Here is a 14,570-nt window from a genome sequence, read left to right as displayed (position 1 = left end):
GAGTCAGCGCGTGGCGCGTTCCAGCAGCTCCAGCACGTGCACGTACGACTCCCCCGTGGCCTTCGTCATGCCCAGTTCGCACGTGCGGTTGCACGAGGCGTGCGCGTCGGCTCCCCACCCGGCCACCTCCGCCGCCTCCGGGGCGGTCGCGGCCTCGGTCAGCTCGGGGTGCAGCATGCCCCGGTCGCCCGCGTAGGCGCAGCAGCCCCACGCGTCGGGAACGCGCACCTCGGAGGCCACGGCCGCGCCGATCGCCCGCAGCGCCGGGTCGATCCCCAACTGCGTCGACGAACACGTGGGGTGCAGCGCCAGCAGCTCCGCCACCGGCGTCGGGGTGAGACGCGAAAGCAGAGTGGATGCCGCGAAGGCCACGGCATCCGTGACCTGCACGCCCTCGTCACGGAGGGTGGAGGCGAAGCCCTCGGTGCAGCTGGACGCATCGCAGATGACCGGCAGGGCGCCGTCGCGCGACGCTGTGCGCACCGCCGCCCGCACCCGGGCGGTCATGGTCGCGTGCCCCTTCGCGTAGCCCTTCGACGACCAGGGGGTGCCGCAGCACAGGGCGTCGATGCCGTCGGGCACGATCGCCGCGACCCCGGCGCGCTCGAGCAGGCGGGTGAACGCCGCAGTGGCACCGATGCCGTCGGACGCGGGCCCGAACATGCTGCCCACACACGCCGGTAGGAACACCGCGCTCGGCTCGACTCCGACGGCTCCGACCACTCGACCGAGCCGCTTCCGCGACGCCCCACCCGCGGGCAGCTCCGCCGCATACCGGGGCACCGTGTCGGTTCCGAGCACCGCGCGGGCGGCATCCGTCGCCGTCCGGACCAGCGGTAGCGGCACCTTGTCGGCGGCCGAGAGCGCCACGGAACCGGCCCGAGTGACCGCACCCCACCCGGTCGCCGCCGCCGACCACGCGGTGGACAGCACCGGGTTCGCGTCTTCGCGGCGGAAGCGCTTCATAAGCGATCCGGTGTTGATCAGCACCGGGCACGCCGTCTGGCACATGCCGTCGACGGCGCACGTCTGCACGCCGTCGTAGTCGTAGTCCCTCTCGAGCTCCGCGACGAGACCCCCGTCGCCGCGCTCGCGGGCCGCGGTCGAGGCGCGGCGCACGACGATGCGCTGGCGCGGGGTGAGGGTGAGGGAGCGGCTCGGGCACACCGGCTCGCAGTAGCCGCACTCGACGCACCGGTCGGCCTCGGGCTCGATCGACACGGGCGTCTTGAGGTGGCGCATGTGCGCACCGGGATCGTCGTCGATGATGACGCCCGGGTTCAGGATGCCGCTCGGGTCGAGCAGACGCTTGAGCTCCACCATCACGTCATAGAGCTCGTCGCCGTACTGCCGGCGCACGTACGGCGCCATCGCGCGGCCCGTGCCGTGCTCGGCCTTGAGGTTGCCGCCCGCCTCCAGCACGAGATCGACCATCGCGTCGGTGAAGCCCTCGAAGCGGCCGAGGGCCTTCGCCCCCTCGAAGCGGTCGGTGAGCATGAAGTGGATGTTGCCGTCCTTGGCGTGGCCGAAAATGACGCTGTCGTCGTAGCCGAAGCGCGCGAACAGCTCCTGCAGCCCCCCGCAGGTGTCGGCGAGACGCGCGACCGGGACGACGACGTCTTCGAGCAGCGCGGTCGTGCCGCTCGGCCGGGCGCCGGCGACCGAGGCGTACAGGCCCTTGCGGAAGGTCCAGGCCGCGGCGCGTGCGACGGGGTCGCTCGAGAAGACGGCCGTGTCGAGGAGGTGCTCTGCGGCGAGCGCGCGGGCGCCGGCCTGCGCGAGCGTGCGCAGGGAGTCGACGTCGTCCGCGTGGTACTCCACCAGCAGCGCCGCCTGGGTCGTGGCCTCGAAACCGTGGATGGCGGCGGGGGTCCCGGCCAGACGCTGTCCGACGCGCAGAGACGTGGCATCCATCAGCTCCAGCGTCGCGGCTCCCGTCGACACCAGCGCCGGCAGCGACCGGGTCGCCGCGTCGAGGGTGGGGAACACCGCGAGAGTGGTGGCGATGGCCGGGCGGATCGGAACGGTGCGGAACGTCGCTCCGGCGACGAACGCGAGCGTCCCTTCCGACCCCACCACGAGGTGGGCGAGGAGCGCCGCCGGGGTGTCGAAGTCGACGAAGGCGTTGAGGGCGTAGCCCATGGTGTTCTTCATCGCGAACTGCCGTTCGATGAGCGCGACGCTCGCCGCGTTGCCCACGACGCGTTCGCGAAGACGCATCAGCCCCTCGACGAGGGCGGGTTCGCGATCACGCAGCAGTGCGTCGGCGTCGGGCGCCGCGGTGTCGACGACGGTCCCGGATGCCAGCACGAGAACGAGTCCCTCGAGCGTCCGGTACGAGTTCTCGACGGTGCCGCACGCCATGCCGCTGGAGTTGTTCGCGACGACCCCGCCGATGGTGCAGGCGGCTTCGCTCGCCGGGTCGGGACCGAGCCGGTGGCCGTGCCGCAGCAATCGCGCGTTGACCTGGCGCACGGTCGCCCCGGGCTGCGAGCGCACGCGCCGGCCGCCGTCGAGCACGTCGATGCGCCCGAAGCCCTGCCGCACGTCGACGAGCAGGCCCTTGCCCGACGACTGCCCCGAGAGGCTCGTCCCGCCGGAGCGGAAGGTGACGGGCGTACGGGATGCGGTGGCTCCGCGCAGGATCGCCCCCACCTCGGCCGCGTCGGCCGCGACCGCGACGGCGTCGGGCGTGAGCAGGTAGTGCGAGGCGTCGTTGGCGTAGGCGATGCGATCGATCGCGCGGGTGCGGATGCGCGAGGCGTCGGCGACGGCCGCGGTGATCTCGGGGGCGATCTCGGGCGCGGCGAGGGTCATGCTTCACCCTCCGGGGTGAGGACCCGCGACAGTTCGGGTTCGGTGTCGACGAGGGCGCGGATGCCGTGCGGCGGCCCCGCGACGAGCGTCGAGGCGTGTGCGACGGCGTGCGCGCCCCACTCGGCCGCGGATGCGGCAGCGGAGGCGAGGCGGTCGGCTCCCGCGGCGGCGCGCGTGAGCCCCAGGAGGAAACCCGCGAGGGCCGCATCCCCCGCTCCCGCGGTGTTGGCGACGGAGGGAGCGGTAGCCCGCGCGAACACCGCGCGGTCGGCGGTGACGGCGACGAGGCCGTCGGCGCCGAGGCTCGCGAGGACCGTTGTGACACCGCGGGCGACGATCTCGCGGGCGGCGGCGATGACCTCCCCCAGGGTGGCGAGGGGGCGACCGACCGCCGCCGACAGCTCGTCGGCGTTCGGGGTGAGCAGGTCGATCCCGGCCGGGTCGGCCAGAAGCGTGTCGAGGGCCGCACCGCTCGTGTCGACCGCGACCCGGGCGCCGTGCTCCCGCGCCACGGCGCGCACGGCCGCCAGATCCACCAAGGCCCCGGTGTCGGCGAGCTGCGGGAGGCTTCCCGAGATCACGAGCCAGGGGTCGGTGCGCGCCGAGAGTTCTTCGCGCAGCGCCGCGACCGTGGCGTCCCACGCCGCGGACGACAGCGGCGGGGTGGGGGCGTTGACCTTGGTCGTCGCGCCCTCGGCGTCGACGATCGAGGTGTTCACCCGGGTCGCCCCGGGTACCTCGACGATGCGCAGCAGCGGGGCGGTGGCCCCGCCCCGGGCGAAGCGCACGTCGTCGACGCCGAGCACGACGACCGCCGCGGTATCGGCACCGCCAGCGGCCAGGGCGGCCGCGACGTTGACGCCCTTCCCGCTCACTTCGCGCGTGTAGCCGTCGGCGCGGGTGAAGGTGCCCGGGCGCAGGGAACCGACACGGTAGGTGGCGTCGATCGCCCCCGCGGCGGTGAGGGTGACGATGCCGCTCACGCGCCGCGCCCCGTCACGACGCCGAGCAGGCGCTGTACCTCGGCGGCGACCGCCGCACGCCCCGGGGCGAGCCAGCGGCGGGGGTCGATGGCATCCGGATCCCGCTCGAGTTCGTCGCGGACCGCCGCGGTCAGCACGGTGTTGAGGTGCGTGCCGATGTTGATCTTGCGCATGCCCGCGCGCACGGCGCCGTCGATGCCGGCGTCGGCGACCCCGCTCGAACCGTGGAGGACCAGAGGCACGGGGAGTTCGGCGGCGAGGCGGGCGATGAGCCCCTCGTCGAGGGTCGCGCTGCGCTCGCGCATCGCGTGCTCGCTCCCGACGGCCACGGCCAGGGCATCGACCCCGGTCGCCTCGACGAAGTGCGCGGCCTCGGCGACGTCGGTGCGCACGCCCGGCGCGTGAGCGCCCTTGCCGCCGATCTCGCCGAGCTCGGCCTCGATCCAGGCGCCGGCGGCGTGCACGCGAGCGGCGACGGCGGCGGTGCGCTCGAGGTTCTCGGCATCCGTCAGGTGGGCGGCGTCGAACATGACCGACCGGATGCCGACGGCCAGGGCCTCGTCGACGAGCGGCTCGTCGGTGGCGTGGTCGAGGTGCACGACGACCGGCACAGACGCGGCGTCGGCCAGTCGCAGAGCGGCGGCTCCCGCGGGGCCGATGCCGCCGTGGAACGCGATGGCGTTCTGCGAGAGCTGGAGGATCACGCCCGACCCGGCGGCCTCGGCCCCGGCGACGATGGCCTCGGCGACCTCGAGGGTGATGAAGTTGAAGGCCCCGACCGCGCGGTGCGCAGCGAGCAGTTCGGGCATGTCGGCCAGCGGCACGGCGGTCTCTCTCTCGGGTCGTCCCCTCCGCGTGAGGGGCCCGGGGTGTCGATATCTCGCGTGAGGGGTCGTTCTGTGTCGCCGAGCGGAATGCGCGGCGACAGATCTTGACCCCTCACGCGTCTGACGAGGGGGGTGGATGCCGGGAATCAGGCCGACGGCCCGGGTCCCGGCATCCGGGTGGGTCAGCAGGAGGACTTGTAGACCGCGTCCTTGCCGTCGGTGGTGATGTTGTCCTTCGTGAGGATGGTGAAGCCGGTCTGGATCTTCTCCTCCGTCGCCTCACCCTTGAGGGCGGCGATGGCCTGCTTCACGCCGTCTTCGCCGATGGTGGCGGGCTCCTGCGCGACGAGGGCCTGGACGGTGCCGGCTTCGAGGGCCTTGACCTGGGCGGGGCCGGCGTCGAAGCCGACGATGGTGACCTGGCCCTGCTTGCCGGCCTGCTGCACACCGGTGGCGGAGCCCTCGGCGGCGAACAGGTTGGCGGCGAAGATGCCGACGATGTCGGGGTCCTTCTGCAGCGCCGCCGTCACGATCTCAGCGGCGGTGGAGGGCTCGTTGTGCGAGTACTGCACCCCCACCGACTCGAACTTGCTGTCCTTCGCGACGGCATCCTCGAAGCCCTTCGCTCGGGCGTCCGTGGTCGAGATGCCGGGGTCGACCGACACGACGAGCACCTTGCCGCCGTTGGGGTTGGCATCCTGGATCGCCTTGAACGCGGCAGCTCCGCCGCCCTCGTTGTCGCTCGAGATCTGCGAGACCGCACCGGACGGGTCCTCCAGCGTCGTGTCGACGAGGACGACCTTGATCCCGGCCGCCTCGGCCGCCGCGATCGGCGCCTGCATCGCCGACACGTCCGTCGGGGCGATCAAGAGCGCATCGGGCTTCGATGCGACCACGGCGTCGACGATCGGCTTCTGGAGGGTGGGGTCGAACTTCTCGGGGCCCTGGGTGGTGACGGTGGCGCCTTCCTTGGCGGCCTCGTCCTGGATGCCGCACTGCATGGAGATGTAGAACTCGTCTCCGGCGACGCCCTGCACGAACGCGATCTTGTACCCGCCGTCGCCGCCCGAGGCGGAGCCCGACGAGGAGCCACCGGAACACCCGGCGAGGACGAGGGTGGCTGCGGCGCCGAGGGTGGCGAACGCGAGAACCTTGTTGTTCCACTGCATTGTGATGACCGTTCTCTCTTGGTGGGGTGTCGGATGCCGGGCCTCAGCCGCGGCGTCCTCCGCTGACGAACTTCCGCCAGAGGCTCTGGGTGGTGCCGCGGGTCGCGGCGGTGCGACGCACCTGGTCGACGTAGACGGCGGTGATGAGCACCGCTCCGACGGCGACCTGCTGCCAGAAGGGCTGCACGCCGGTGATGACGAAGCCGTTCTGCAGGACGGCGGGGATGAAGAGGCCTACCACGGTGCCGAAGATCGTGCCCACGCCGCCGAAGAGCGAGGTGCCACCGATGACGACGGCCGCGATGACGTTCAGGTTGGTCTGCGACTGACCGGCGATCGCGGTGGTCGAGAACTGCGACAGGGCCAAGATGCCGGCGAGCCCCGCGAGCGCTCCCGAGAGCGTGTAGACCGAGATGAGGTGACGGTCGACCTTGACGCCCACGCGGCGGGCGGCAAGCTCGCTCGAGCCGACGGCGTAGGTGTAGAGACCGAACTTCGTGAAGTGGAGCACGATCGCGCCGATCACGACGACCACGAGCGCGATGACGCTGATGATCGGGAGCGACCCGAACACGTTTCCGTAGCCGATCGAGACCGTCAGCACGGTCGGCACGTCGCGGATGTCGACGCCGCCGGTGAGGATCTGCGCGAGACCCAGCGCCATGCCGAGCGAACCGAGCGTGACGATGAGCGGCGGGATCTTGGCCTTCGCGATGAGGAAGCCGTTGAACAGGCCCCAGCACACGCCGCTGAGGATCGACACGAGGATGCCGATCGTCGCGACGCCCCAGCCCTCACCACCGAGCGCGCGCATCACGAGCGCCGAGACGACGCCCGAGAACACCAGCACCGAGCCGATCGACAGGTCGATGCCCGAGGTGATGATGATGTACGTCATCCCCACGCCGAGGACGGCGAGGATCGAGGCGTTCTGGATGATGAGGCGGAAGTTCGACCACTGCGCGAACGACTCCGGTGCCAGAGCGCTGAAGATCAGCACGATGACGACGAGGATGATCAGGATCTGAAAGGCCTGGGCCTTGAGCAGTCCCCGGAAGAAGTTCGGCTTGGCGTCCTCGAACGTGCCGATGGCCACCGTCTCGGTGGGAGGCGTCTGGGTGCTCACTTCTGGTCGTCCTTCGTGACGGCGCCGGTCATGAGCCCGACGAGTTCTTCCATGGAGGTGTTCTTGGCGTCGACGTTGGCGACGCGGGTGCCCAGGCGCAGCACCTGGATGCGGTCGCAGACCTCCATCACGTGCGGCATCGAGTGCGAGATCAGAACCACCGCGATGCCCTTGTCGCGCACGCGCCGGATGGTCTCGAGGACGTTCTTGGTCTGGCGGACGCCGAGAGCGGCGGTCGGCTCGTCGAGGAAGACGAGGCGCCCGGCCCAGTGCACGGCGCGGGCGATCGCGATCGCCTGACGCTGACCGCCCGACATCTCGCCCACAGGCGAGGTGAGCGAGCGGACGGTGGCACCGAGTTCGTTGAAGGCGGCGCGCGAGGCCGTGGCCATGTCCTTCGTCTTCATGAACCCGAGCGCTCCGGCGATGCCGGGGCGGCGGATCTCGCGGCCGAGGTACATGTTCTGCACCGGGTCGAGGTGCGGCGCCAGGGCGAGGTCCTGGTACACCGTCTCGATGCCGAGCGACGACGCCACCTGCGGGTTGCTCATCTCGATCGGCTTGCCGTCGAAGAGGATCTCACCCTCGTCGACCGCCAGGTTGCCCGACAGGGCCTTCACGAGCGTCGATTTGCCGGCGCCGTTGTCGCCGATGAGGGCGGTGACCTCGCCCGGGTAGACCTCGAAATCGACGTTGTTCAACGCCCGGACGTGACCGAACTGCCGCGACAGGCCCCGAGCCTGCAGCACCGGGACGGCGGTGGTGACTGACGACATCGTCAGCTCCTTTCAGTGGTGAGGACAGAGGAAGAGAGGAACGTCTCCGCGACGTTCTCGAAGGGCTCGGACGACACCGCGAAGGCGGCGAACAGCGCCGCCCCGTAGGCCGTGCCCTCGTCGTGGGTCGAGACGGTGACCTCGGGCAGCAGCGCCGAGCGCGAGCGGACGACGGATGCCATGGTCGACCAGCCCCCGGTCAGCACCGTCGAGGTGGGCGGGGCCACCTCGCGGTCCATGGCCGCCATGCACTCGGCGAGCATGTCGTTGCCGTGGCGCAGGGACGCGGCGAACAGTTCGGCGGGGCTGAGCCCGTCGCTCTGGGCGACGACCTTGAGCACCCCGTCGTCGTTACGCGCGCCCGAGACCTCGAGGCCCCCGTCGGCGAGCGTTCCGTCGACGGGGAGCGCGAGAGCGGCGTCGTCGATGACCGCCCGGCCCGTGGCATCCGTGATCCCGAGAAGCTGGAGCACGCGACGCATGAGCAGGCCAGACTTCGTTCCCGCGAGCAGGACGTACTTGCCCGGGATGACGTGGCGCACGCAGTTGATGCCGGCGTGGGCGAGGCGTTCGCGCGCCGCGAAGGGGAGGGTGTCGTCGAGCACGCGGACCAGGGCCTCGGCCGTGCCCATCGAGTCGTAGAGCTGGCCGGTGTGCGTCGCCCCGACGGCGACGGCGGACACCAGGTGGTCGTGACCGGCGATCGTGAGCGCCGCGCCCCGGAAGCCGGCGGGCATGGCCTCGTCCGTCAGCACGCCCACCGGCTCGCCCGCGCTTACGCGCGCCCCGAGGATCGACTCGTCCACCCCGAGCACGTCGAGGGCTGCCTGCCACGGCGTGCTGTCGTCCTGGTCGATGAGCCCGGTGCGCGACACGAGCGAGAACTCCGCCACGCGGGGGCCGCCGAGGGCGTGCACGACGTATTCGGGGACGTTGAGGAACGTCGTCCCGGCGAGCGCGATACCGCTGTCGCGCAGGTGCAGGAGTTTGGCGAGGGATGCCAGCGGCCCCACCGGCAACCCGGTACGGCCGGGGAACTCGGCGCGGAACTTCGCGGGCGTCGCCCGGATCTGCGCCGCACCTCGGGGGTCGAACCACGCCATGATCGGCGCGAGCGCGGTGCCTGCGGCGTCGAGCAGCACCCCCGCCTCGGCCATGCCCGAGACCCCGAGCGCGACGACGCGGTACCCCTCGTCGAGCCGATCGTCGGCTTCGGCCGCGAGAGCGCGCACGACCGCGATCGCCCGGTCGGCGGGCATCTCGGCGCGGCCGTGGTCGAGGTTGGTCCAGGGCGAGGGGCGGCTCACCACGAGCACCTGTTGGCCCTCAGGGGTCGCGACGAGCAGCTTCGTGCTGGTGCTGCCCATGTCGACGCCGACGACGTAGTCGCTCATCGCACGCCCCCCGCGCGGAGGGTGCCGGGCCAGCCTGCACCCGGCGCGGCGACGAGCACCTCGGCCTCGCCCGTCAGGCGCCAGGCGCCGAACGCGTGCGGCACGGCGTAGACCTGTCCGCGCTCGATGTCGAGGGTGCCGGCATCCGACACCAGCGCGCCGGAGCCCTCGCGCACGAGCACCACCGCGAAGCCGGCGTCGCGGGCCGCCGTCTCGCCCGCCGCGTCGAACAGGCGGAAGTAGGGGTCGGCGACCGCGGGCAGCAGCGAACGGAAGTCCGAGCCCGCCGGAGTCGTCCCCACCGTGCTGACCAAGGCGTCGAGGGCCTCGGCATCCAGCTTCTCGGTCGACACCGAGGGCATCACGGCGTCGAAGCCGAGGTCGAGGTGCGACTCCTCGCGCGTCGAGGTCGTGACCGACCACTCGAGCAGGATCGAGAAGTCGGTCGGCTCCTGCACCTCGGCGACGAAGATGCCGCCGTCGATCGCGTGCACGGTGCCGGCGGGCACGAGAACCCCCATGCCGGGGCGCACGACCACGCGGTTCATGCGCGAGAGCATCCACTCGCTGTCCTGTGCGTCGCGGCGACGATCGAGTTCGTCGCGGTCGACGGCCCGGTTCCAGCCGACGTGCACGGCGCAGTCGTCCTCGGTCTCGAGCACGTACCAGGCCTCGGTCTTGCCGTAGGGGCAGTCGAGGTGCGCGGTGGCGAACTCGCGACCCGGGTGCACGTGGACGGGAAGCCGCTGACGCGCGTCGAGGAGCTTGACCAGGATGCCGAGGTCGGCGGCATCCCGCCCCCCGCGCGCTCCCACCCAGGCGCCGCGGTCGGCGGAGACGAGGTCGCGCAGGACGTCGCCGCCATCGGTCACGGCGAGGCCGATCGTGTCGGAACCGAAGCGCGCGACGGTCGAGCCGAGCCACTCCTCGGGCTGCCGGTCGCTCTCGGGCACGATGCCCCGCAGCGCCGCGATGCGGTCGCCGCCGAGGTAGAAGTGCTGCACGGGGTTGGGGGGCAGCAGGACGGGCTTCATGAGGGGGCTCCGATCGGGGCTGCGGCCGCGACGACGACGTCGCCGACCGGCGCGGGGTGGACGAGGGCGACCGCCGCGGGGGACGGGAGTACCCCGGCGGAATCGGACGGACGCAGCGGAATCGGAGCGGATGCCGAGACGGATCCGGTTCCGCTGCGCTTCTCCGATTCCGCGACGGGCACCTCGCCCGAACCGCGGGGCACGAGGCGCGTGGGCACGACCGTGCGGGTCGGGGCGTCGTCGGCGTGCAGGGCCAGGTGGCGCAGGCGCCGGAAGGCCGCCGCGCCGAGCAGACGGGGGTCGTGGTCGACGTAGGTGATGCCCGGTTCGAGCACCTCGGCGAGGGTGAAGTCGCCGAACGAGATGAGCGCGGGCATCCGGAGTCCGCGCGCACGGATCGCCCGAACGGTCGCGATCGCCGCGAGGCTCGTCGCGCACAGCAGGGCGGTGGGGGCGTCGGACCGCCCGAGCAGCAGCGAGGCCTCGGCTGCTTCCCCCTCGCGGAAGCGCTCGTGGGTGACGACGAGCGAGGGATCGAAGGCCACCCCCGCGGCGTCGAGAGCCGAGCGGTATCCGGCCAGGCGGTCGCTGACGGTGGGGTAAGGCACGTCCTCGCCCATGAACGCGACGCGGCGGTGCCCGTGCGAGAGCAGGGCCGCGGTGGCCTCGGCGGCGGCCCCGAAGTCGTCGATCACGATCGCGTCGATCCCCGGCCGCACGCGGTCGACGGTCACCACCGGGAAGCGGTTGCGCAGCCCCGCGAGGACCCCCGCCGGAACGGCGACCGGCGCGACGATCAGACCGGCGAGGCGGTGGCCGGTCAGCCGGTCGAGCTGCGCCGTCTCGCGCTCGGCGTCGTAGCCGGTGCTCGCGAAGATCACGCTCAGGCCGTCGGCGATCGCGAGCTCTTCGACCACGCTCACCAGGGCGGCGAAGAAGGGGTCGCTGATCGCATCGATCAGGATGCCGATGGTGTCGGCCTCGCGACGCTTGAGCTCGCGGGCGCTGCGGTCGGGGACGAAGCCCAGGTCACGCACGACCTCCAGCACGCGATCGCGGGTTCCGGGCAGGACCCCGGCCTCGTCGTTGATGACGCGGGACACGGTCTTCGGGCTGACGCCCGCCGCCGTCGCGACGTCGATGAGACGAGCGCGTGGGCGGGCCGTGGTGGCCTCGCCGACCGCGGTTGCGGTCCGTCGCTCGTCGTGCGTCATCGCATCTCCGACATCGTTGTCATTCGGGAGGAAGCCCTCGGGCGGGCTTCGATGCAGACAGCATGAGCCCCACCGGACAACGTTGTCAAGTCACGGATGGATCTCGATGACATCGATGTCGAGACCGAGCTCCCACGACGCCCCGGGGGCGAGCGGACGCAGGAGCCCGCGCTCTCGCGCGTCTGCCCGACCCAGGATCGTCGCCGCCGTCGCCGGCTCCACCCCGAGCACCACCCCGTCGTCCTGGGCGACCCGCCACTGGAACATCCCCGGCAACCGGGCGGTGTCGAACGAGATCCGGATGCCGAGCCCCGACGGCGCGATCACCTCGGCGCTCACGCGGCGATCGGTCGGCAGCTCGTGCGCGAATACCTGCTCCGGATAGTGCGCCGACGCCTCGGGGAACTCCGCCCACGACGACAGCCCCGCCTCCGCGGCGGCATCGCGCGGGAGCACGCGATCGGCCGGGGAGCGCAGCTCCGTGCCCGCATCGACCAGTGGCCAGCCGAGGTTCACGTGGTAGAGCACCATGGGCTCGACCGCGCGCGAGCCGCGGTTGACGATCTCGTCGCGCAGCTCGATGCGCCCCTCCCCGAGGGGCAGTCGTACGCTGCGCCGCAGCTCGAGATGAGCACCGAGAACGCTCGCCTCCACGATCACCGCCTCGACCACCACGGCATCCTGCGTCGCCTCCGCGCGGACCACGGATGCCGACAGGACGCTGTAGCGCCCGTGCTGCGGGTGCTCCCCCTCGGCGTCGACCGAGGGAGGGCCGAACGAGAGCAGCCCGCAGGTGGTCACGAGGCCCCCGCCGAACGCTCCGCCGAAGCCGCTCGCGCCCGGGCGCGGCCATCCGGTCGGCGACACCCACGCCAGCGGCACGCCGCGGTGCCGCACCTGGCCGAGGTCGAGCCCGCGGTCGGGCAGCAGCTCGACGTCGAGATCGCCCGCGATGAGCCGCAGGCGCCGGGTTCCGGCATCCGGTCCGTTCGTTCGCACCGAGGCCTCCACCGCGGCCAGTGCGGCGGAAGAACCCACCCGTCGTCTCGCGTCGTCGATCGATCGCCCGTACAGCTCGCCCATGATCCCCGCCTTCGTCGCCGTGTCGCCGCTCACGCTAGCAGCGATTGACAACGTTGTCTTGCGCCCCGCATACTGACCGTCGAGCGCAGAGCCGCGCCCCGACACGACGCTTCGGAGACCCACACCCCATGTCGAAACCCCGCCTCAATCGCCTCTTCAACGCGCGGTCCGGCCGCGCTCTCGACGTCGCCGTCGACCACGGCGCCTTCCACGAGCACTCGTTCCTGACGGGCATCGAAGACATGGCGGCCACCGTCGCCACCCTCGTCGACGCCGGCCCCGACGCGGTGCAGCTCACCCTCGGGCAGGCGCCGCTGCTGCAGTCCGTCCCCGGCAAGCAGAAGCCCGGACTCGTGCTGCGCACCGACATCGCCAACGTCTACGGCGACCCGCTCGAGTCTCCCCTGCACAGCATCCACGTGCCGGATGCCATCGAGGTCGCCGTCCGCCTCGACGCGGTTGCGGTCTGCGTGAACCTCCTCGATCTGCCGGGCGAACCGCAGGTGCGCGAGCAGTGCATCCGCTCGATCCTGGCGCTGCGCAGCGACGCCGAGAAGTACGGGATGCCGCTCATGATCGAGCCCCTCGTCATGCAGACCACACCCGGCACCGGCGGCTACGGCGTCGACGGCGACACCGCCAAGGTCGTCACCCTCGTGCGGCAGGCGCGCGAGCTCGGCGCCGACCTCATCAAGGCCGACCCCACCGACGACATCACCGAGTACCACCGGGTCATCCAGGCCGCAGGCGACACCCCCCTGCTGGTGCGCGGCGGAGGACGCGTCGACGACCGCACTCTCTTGGAGCGCACGAAGGCGGTGCTCGCGCAGGGCGCCCGCGGGATCGTCTACGGCCGCAACGTCATCCAGCACCGCGACCCCGCCGGCATCACCGCGGCCCTCATGGCCGTGGTGCACGACGACGCCTCGGTCGACGACGCTCTCGCCCTCATCGGCGGCGCCGGCGAAGGGGACCGCGCATGACCGGCAAGAAGATCGGCGTCGGCATCATCGGCGGCGGCCTCATGGGGCGCGAGATCGCCGCGGCCCTGCGCCGCTGGCCCGCGCTCATCGACCACCCCGCCGAGCCCGAGCTCGTCGCGGTGTGCGACATCAATCCCGCAGCCCTGGAGTTCTTCGAGCGCATCGACACCGTGCAGCTGACCACGACCGACCACCACGAGCTGCTCGCCGATCCGCGCGTCGACGTCGTCTACATCGCCGTGCGGCACGACCTGCACGAGCGGCTCTACGTCGACACCGTCCGCGCCGGCAAGGCGCTCCTGGCCGAGAAGCCCTTCGGCATCGATCGCGCGGCGGCCGACGCGGTGGTCGCCGCCATCGACGAGACACCCGAGTCGTTCGTGCGCGTGTCGAGCGAGATGCCCTTCTTCCCCGGCGCACAGTGGGCGGTCGACTACGTCCGCTCGGGCGCGCTCGGCCGGATCGTCGAGGCGACCTGCACCTTCCTGCACTCCAGCGACATCGACGTGAACAAGCCGCTCAACTGGAAGCGGCAGAAGCAGTTCTGCGGCGAGGCGGGCGTGCTCAACGACCTCGGCATGCACACGTGGCACGTGCCGCTGCGCCTGGGGTGGACGCCCGAGAAGGTCGTCGGCATCCTGCAGGACATCGTCACCGAACGCCCGGGCCCCGACGGCACGATGCAGCCGTGCGACACGTGGGACAACGCCGTCATCCACTCGTGGGCCCGCCACGACGGCGCACCGTTCCCGCTCACCACCGAGACCAAGCGCATCGCGCCGGGGCAGAAGAACACATGGGAGTTCGAGGCGATCGGCATGTCGGGCGGGGTGCGCTTCAGCACGAAGAACCCCAAGCAGGTCGAGGTCTTCGCGTTCATCGACGTGCCCGGTGTCGGCCGCGAGCAGAGCTGGCAGAGCGTCGACGCCGGCAGCCAGTCGGTGTGGCCGACGGTGACGGGACCGAACTTCGAGTCCGGATTCTCGGATGCCATCCTGCAGATGTGGGCGGCCTTCCTCGCCGAGTACGTGGGCGAGCTCGGCGACGGCTTCGGCTGCGTCCGCCCCGACGAGGCCGCGCTGACGCACCGGCTCTTCGCCGCCGCCATCGCCTCGCACGAGACGGGCACGCTGGTCTCGCCCGAGGTCTGACGACGACCCCCCG

12 protein-coding genes are annotated in these 14,570 nt (G+C 71.9%); 2 read left to right on the top strand and 10 right to left on the bottom strand.

From position 1 onward, the window contains the following. Window positions 1-3 precede the first annotated feature (3 nt). The 10 genes from J2X55_RS16955 to J2X55_RS16910 form a co-directional block, all read right to left on the bottom strand. The gene (locus J2X55_RS16955) at window positions 4-2,817 is read right to left on the bottom strand and encodes an FAD-binding and (Fe-S)-binding domain-containing protein (protein WP_309824856.1); all 2,814 of its coding nucleotides are present in this window, start codon (window positions 2,815-2,817) and stop codon (window positions 4-6) included. Next, a complete protein-coding gene (locus tag J2X55_RS16950) occupies window positions 2,814-3,800 on the bottom strand; it encodes a PfkB family carbohydrate kinase (protein WP_309824854.1) in 987 nt (328 codons plus the stop codon). The genes J2X55_RS16955 and J2X55_RS16950 overlap by 4 nt, the downstream gene beginning before the upstream one ends. Continuing rightward, window positions 3,797-4,624, bottom strand: a complete 828-nt coding sequence (locus J2X55_RS16945) for a class II fructose-bisphosphate aldolase (RefSeq protein WP_309824852.1) — start codon at window positions 4,622-4,624, stop codon at window positions 3,797-3,799. The genes J2X55_RS16950 and J2X55_RS16945 overlap by 4 nt, the downstream gene beginning before the upstream one ends. 185 nt (window positions 4,625-4,809) lie before the next feature. Then, window positions 4,810-5,796, bottom strand: a complete 987-nt coding sequence (locus J2X55_RS16940) for an ABC transporter substrate-binding protein (protein WP_309824850.1) — start codon at window positions 5,794-5,796, stop codon at window positions 4,810-4,812. A 43-nt stretch (window positions 5,797-5,839) separates the two neighbouring features. Beyond that, entirely contained in the window at window positions 5,840-6,922 is a 1,083-nt protein-coding gene (locus J2X55_RS16935; protein ID WP_115919872.1) for an ABC transporter permease, read from the bottom strand. Then, window positions 6,919-7,698: an ATP-binding cassette domain-containing protein gene (locus J2X55_RS16930; RefSeq protein WP_115919874.1), complete on the bottom strand. Its 780-nt coding sequence runs from the start codon at window positions 7,696-7,698 to the stop codon at window positions 6,919-6,921. The genes J2X55_RS16935 and J2X55_RS16930 overlap by 4 nt, the downstream gene beginning before the upstream one ends. A 2-nt stretch (window positions 7,699-7,700) precedes the next feature. After that, window positions 7,701-9,092 carry an FGGY family carbohydrate kinase gene (locus J2X55_RS16925; protein WP_309824847.1) on the bottom strand — a complete coding sequence of 464 codons (1,392 nt, stop codon included), beginning with the start codon at window positions 9,090-9,092 and terminating at the stop codon, window positions 7,701-7,703. Continuing rightward, window positions 9,089-10,126 carry a hypothetical protein gene (locus tag J2X55_RS16920; RefSeq protein WP_309824845.1) on the bottom strand — a complete coding sequence of 346 codons (1,038 nt, stop codon included), beginning with the start codon at window positions 10,124-10,126 and terminating at the stop codon, window positions 9,089-9,091. Before J2X55_RS16920 ends, J2X55_RS16925 begins: the two co-directional genes overlap by 4 nt. Next, on the bottom strand, window positions 10,123-11,340 hold the full coding sequence (locus J2X55_RS16915) for a LacI family DNA-binding transcriptional regulator (RefSeq protein WP_309824842.1): 1,218 nt from the start codon (window positions 11,338-11,340) through the stop codon (window positions 10,123-10,125). Before J2X55_RS16915 ends, J2X55_RS16920 begins: the two co-directional genes overlap by 4 nt. A 90-nt stretch (window positions 11,341-11,430) precedes the next feature. Continuing rightward, entirely contained in the window at window positions 11,431-12,456 is a 1,026-nt protein-coding gene (locus tag J2X55_RS16910; protein WP_309824840.1) for an aldose 1-epimerase family protein, read from the bottom strand. 95 nt (window positions 12,457-12,551) lie between these two features. Here J2X55_RS16910 and J2X55_RS16905 point away from each other — a divergent pair, with 95 nt between their 5' ends. Next, entirely contained in the window at window positions 12,552-13,406 is an 855-nt protein-coding gene (locus tag J2X55_RS16905) for an aldolase (protein ID WP_309824837.1), read from the top strand. Beyond that, window positions 13,403-14,557 (top strand): Gfo/Idh/MocA family oxidoreductase, encoded by a 1,155-nt coding sequence (locus tag J2X55_RS16900; RefSeq protein WP_309824835.1) that lies wholly within the window; start codon window positions 13,403-13,405, stop codon window positions 14,555-14,557. The genes J2X55_RS16905 and J2X55_RS16900 overlap by 4 nt, the downstream gene beginning before the upstream one ends. Window positions 14,558-14,570: the final 13 nt, after the last annotated feature.

The organism is Microbacterium sp. 1154, from assembly GCF_031455375.1.
GTDB lineage: Bacteria > Actinomycetota > Actinomycetes > Actinomycetales > Microbacteriaceae > Microbacterium.
The sequence above is the reverse complement of the archived record's forward strand: the minus strand, read 5'-3'. Positions and strand labels throughout refer to the sequence as shown.

Bases quoted from the DNA above. Each gene is read 5' to 3' on its own strand.
- J2X55_RS16905 (WP_309824837.1), top strand. From the start codon at position 12,552: ATGTCGAAACCCCGCCTCAATCGCCTCTTCAACGCGCGGTCCGGCCGC.
- J2X55_RS16955 (WP_309824856.1), bottom strand. From the start codon at position 2,817: ATGACCCTCGCCGCGCCCGAGATCGCCCCCGAGATCACCGCGGCCGTC.
- J2X55_RS16900 (WP_309824835.1), top strand. From the start codon at position 13,403: ATGACCGGCAAGAAGATCGGCGTCGGCATCATCGGCGGCGGCCTCATG.
- J2X55_RS16940 (WP_309824850.1), bottom strand. From the start codon at position 5,796: ATGCAGTGGAACAACAAGGTTCTCGCGTTCGCCACCCTCGGCGCCGCA.
- J2X55_RS16930 (WP_115919874.1), bottom strand. From the start codon at position 7,698: ATGTCGTCAGTCACCACCGCCGTCCCGGTGCTGCAGGCTCGGGGCCTG.
- J2X55_RS16920 (WP_309824845.1), bottom strand. From the start codon at position 10,126: ATGAAGCCCGTCCTGCTGCCCCCCAACCCCGTGCAGCACTTCTACCTC.
- J2X55_RS16925 (WP_309824847.1), bottom strand. From the start codon at position 9,092: ATGAGCGACTACGTCGTCGGCGTCGACATGGGCAGCACCAGCACGAAG.
- J2X55_RS16915 (WP_309824842.1), bottom strand. From the start codon at position 11,340: ATGACGCACGACGAGCGACGGACCGCAACCGCGGTCGGCGAGGCCACC.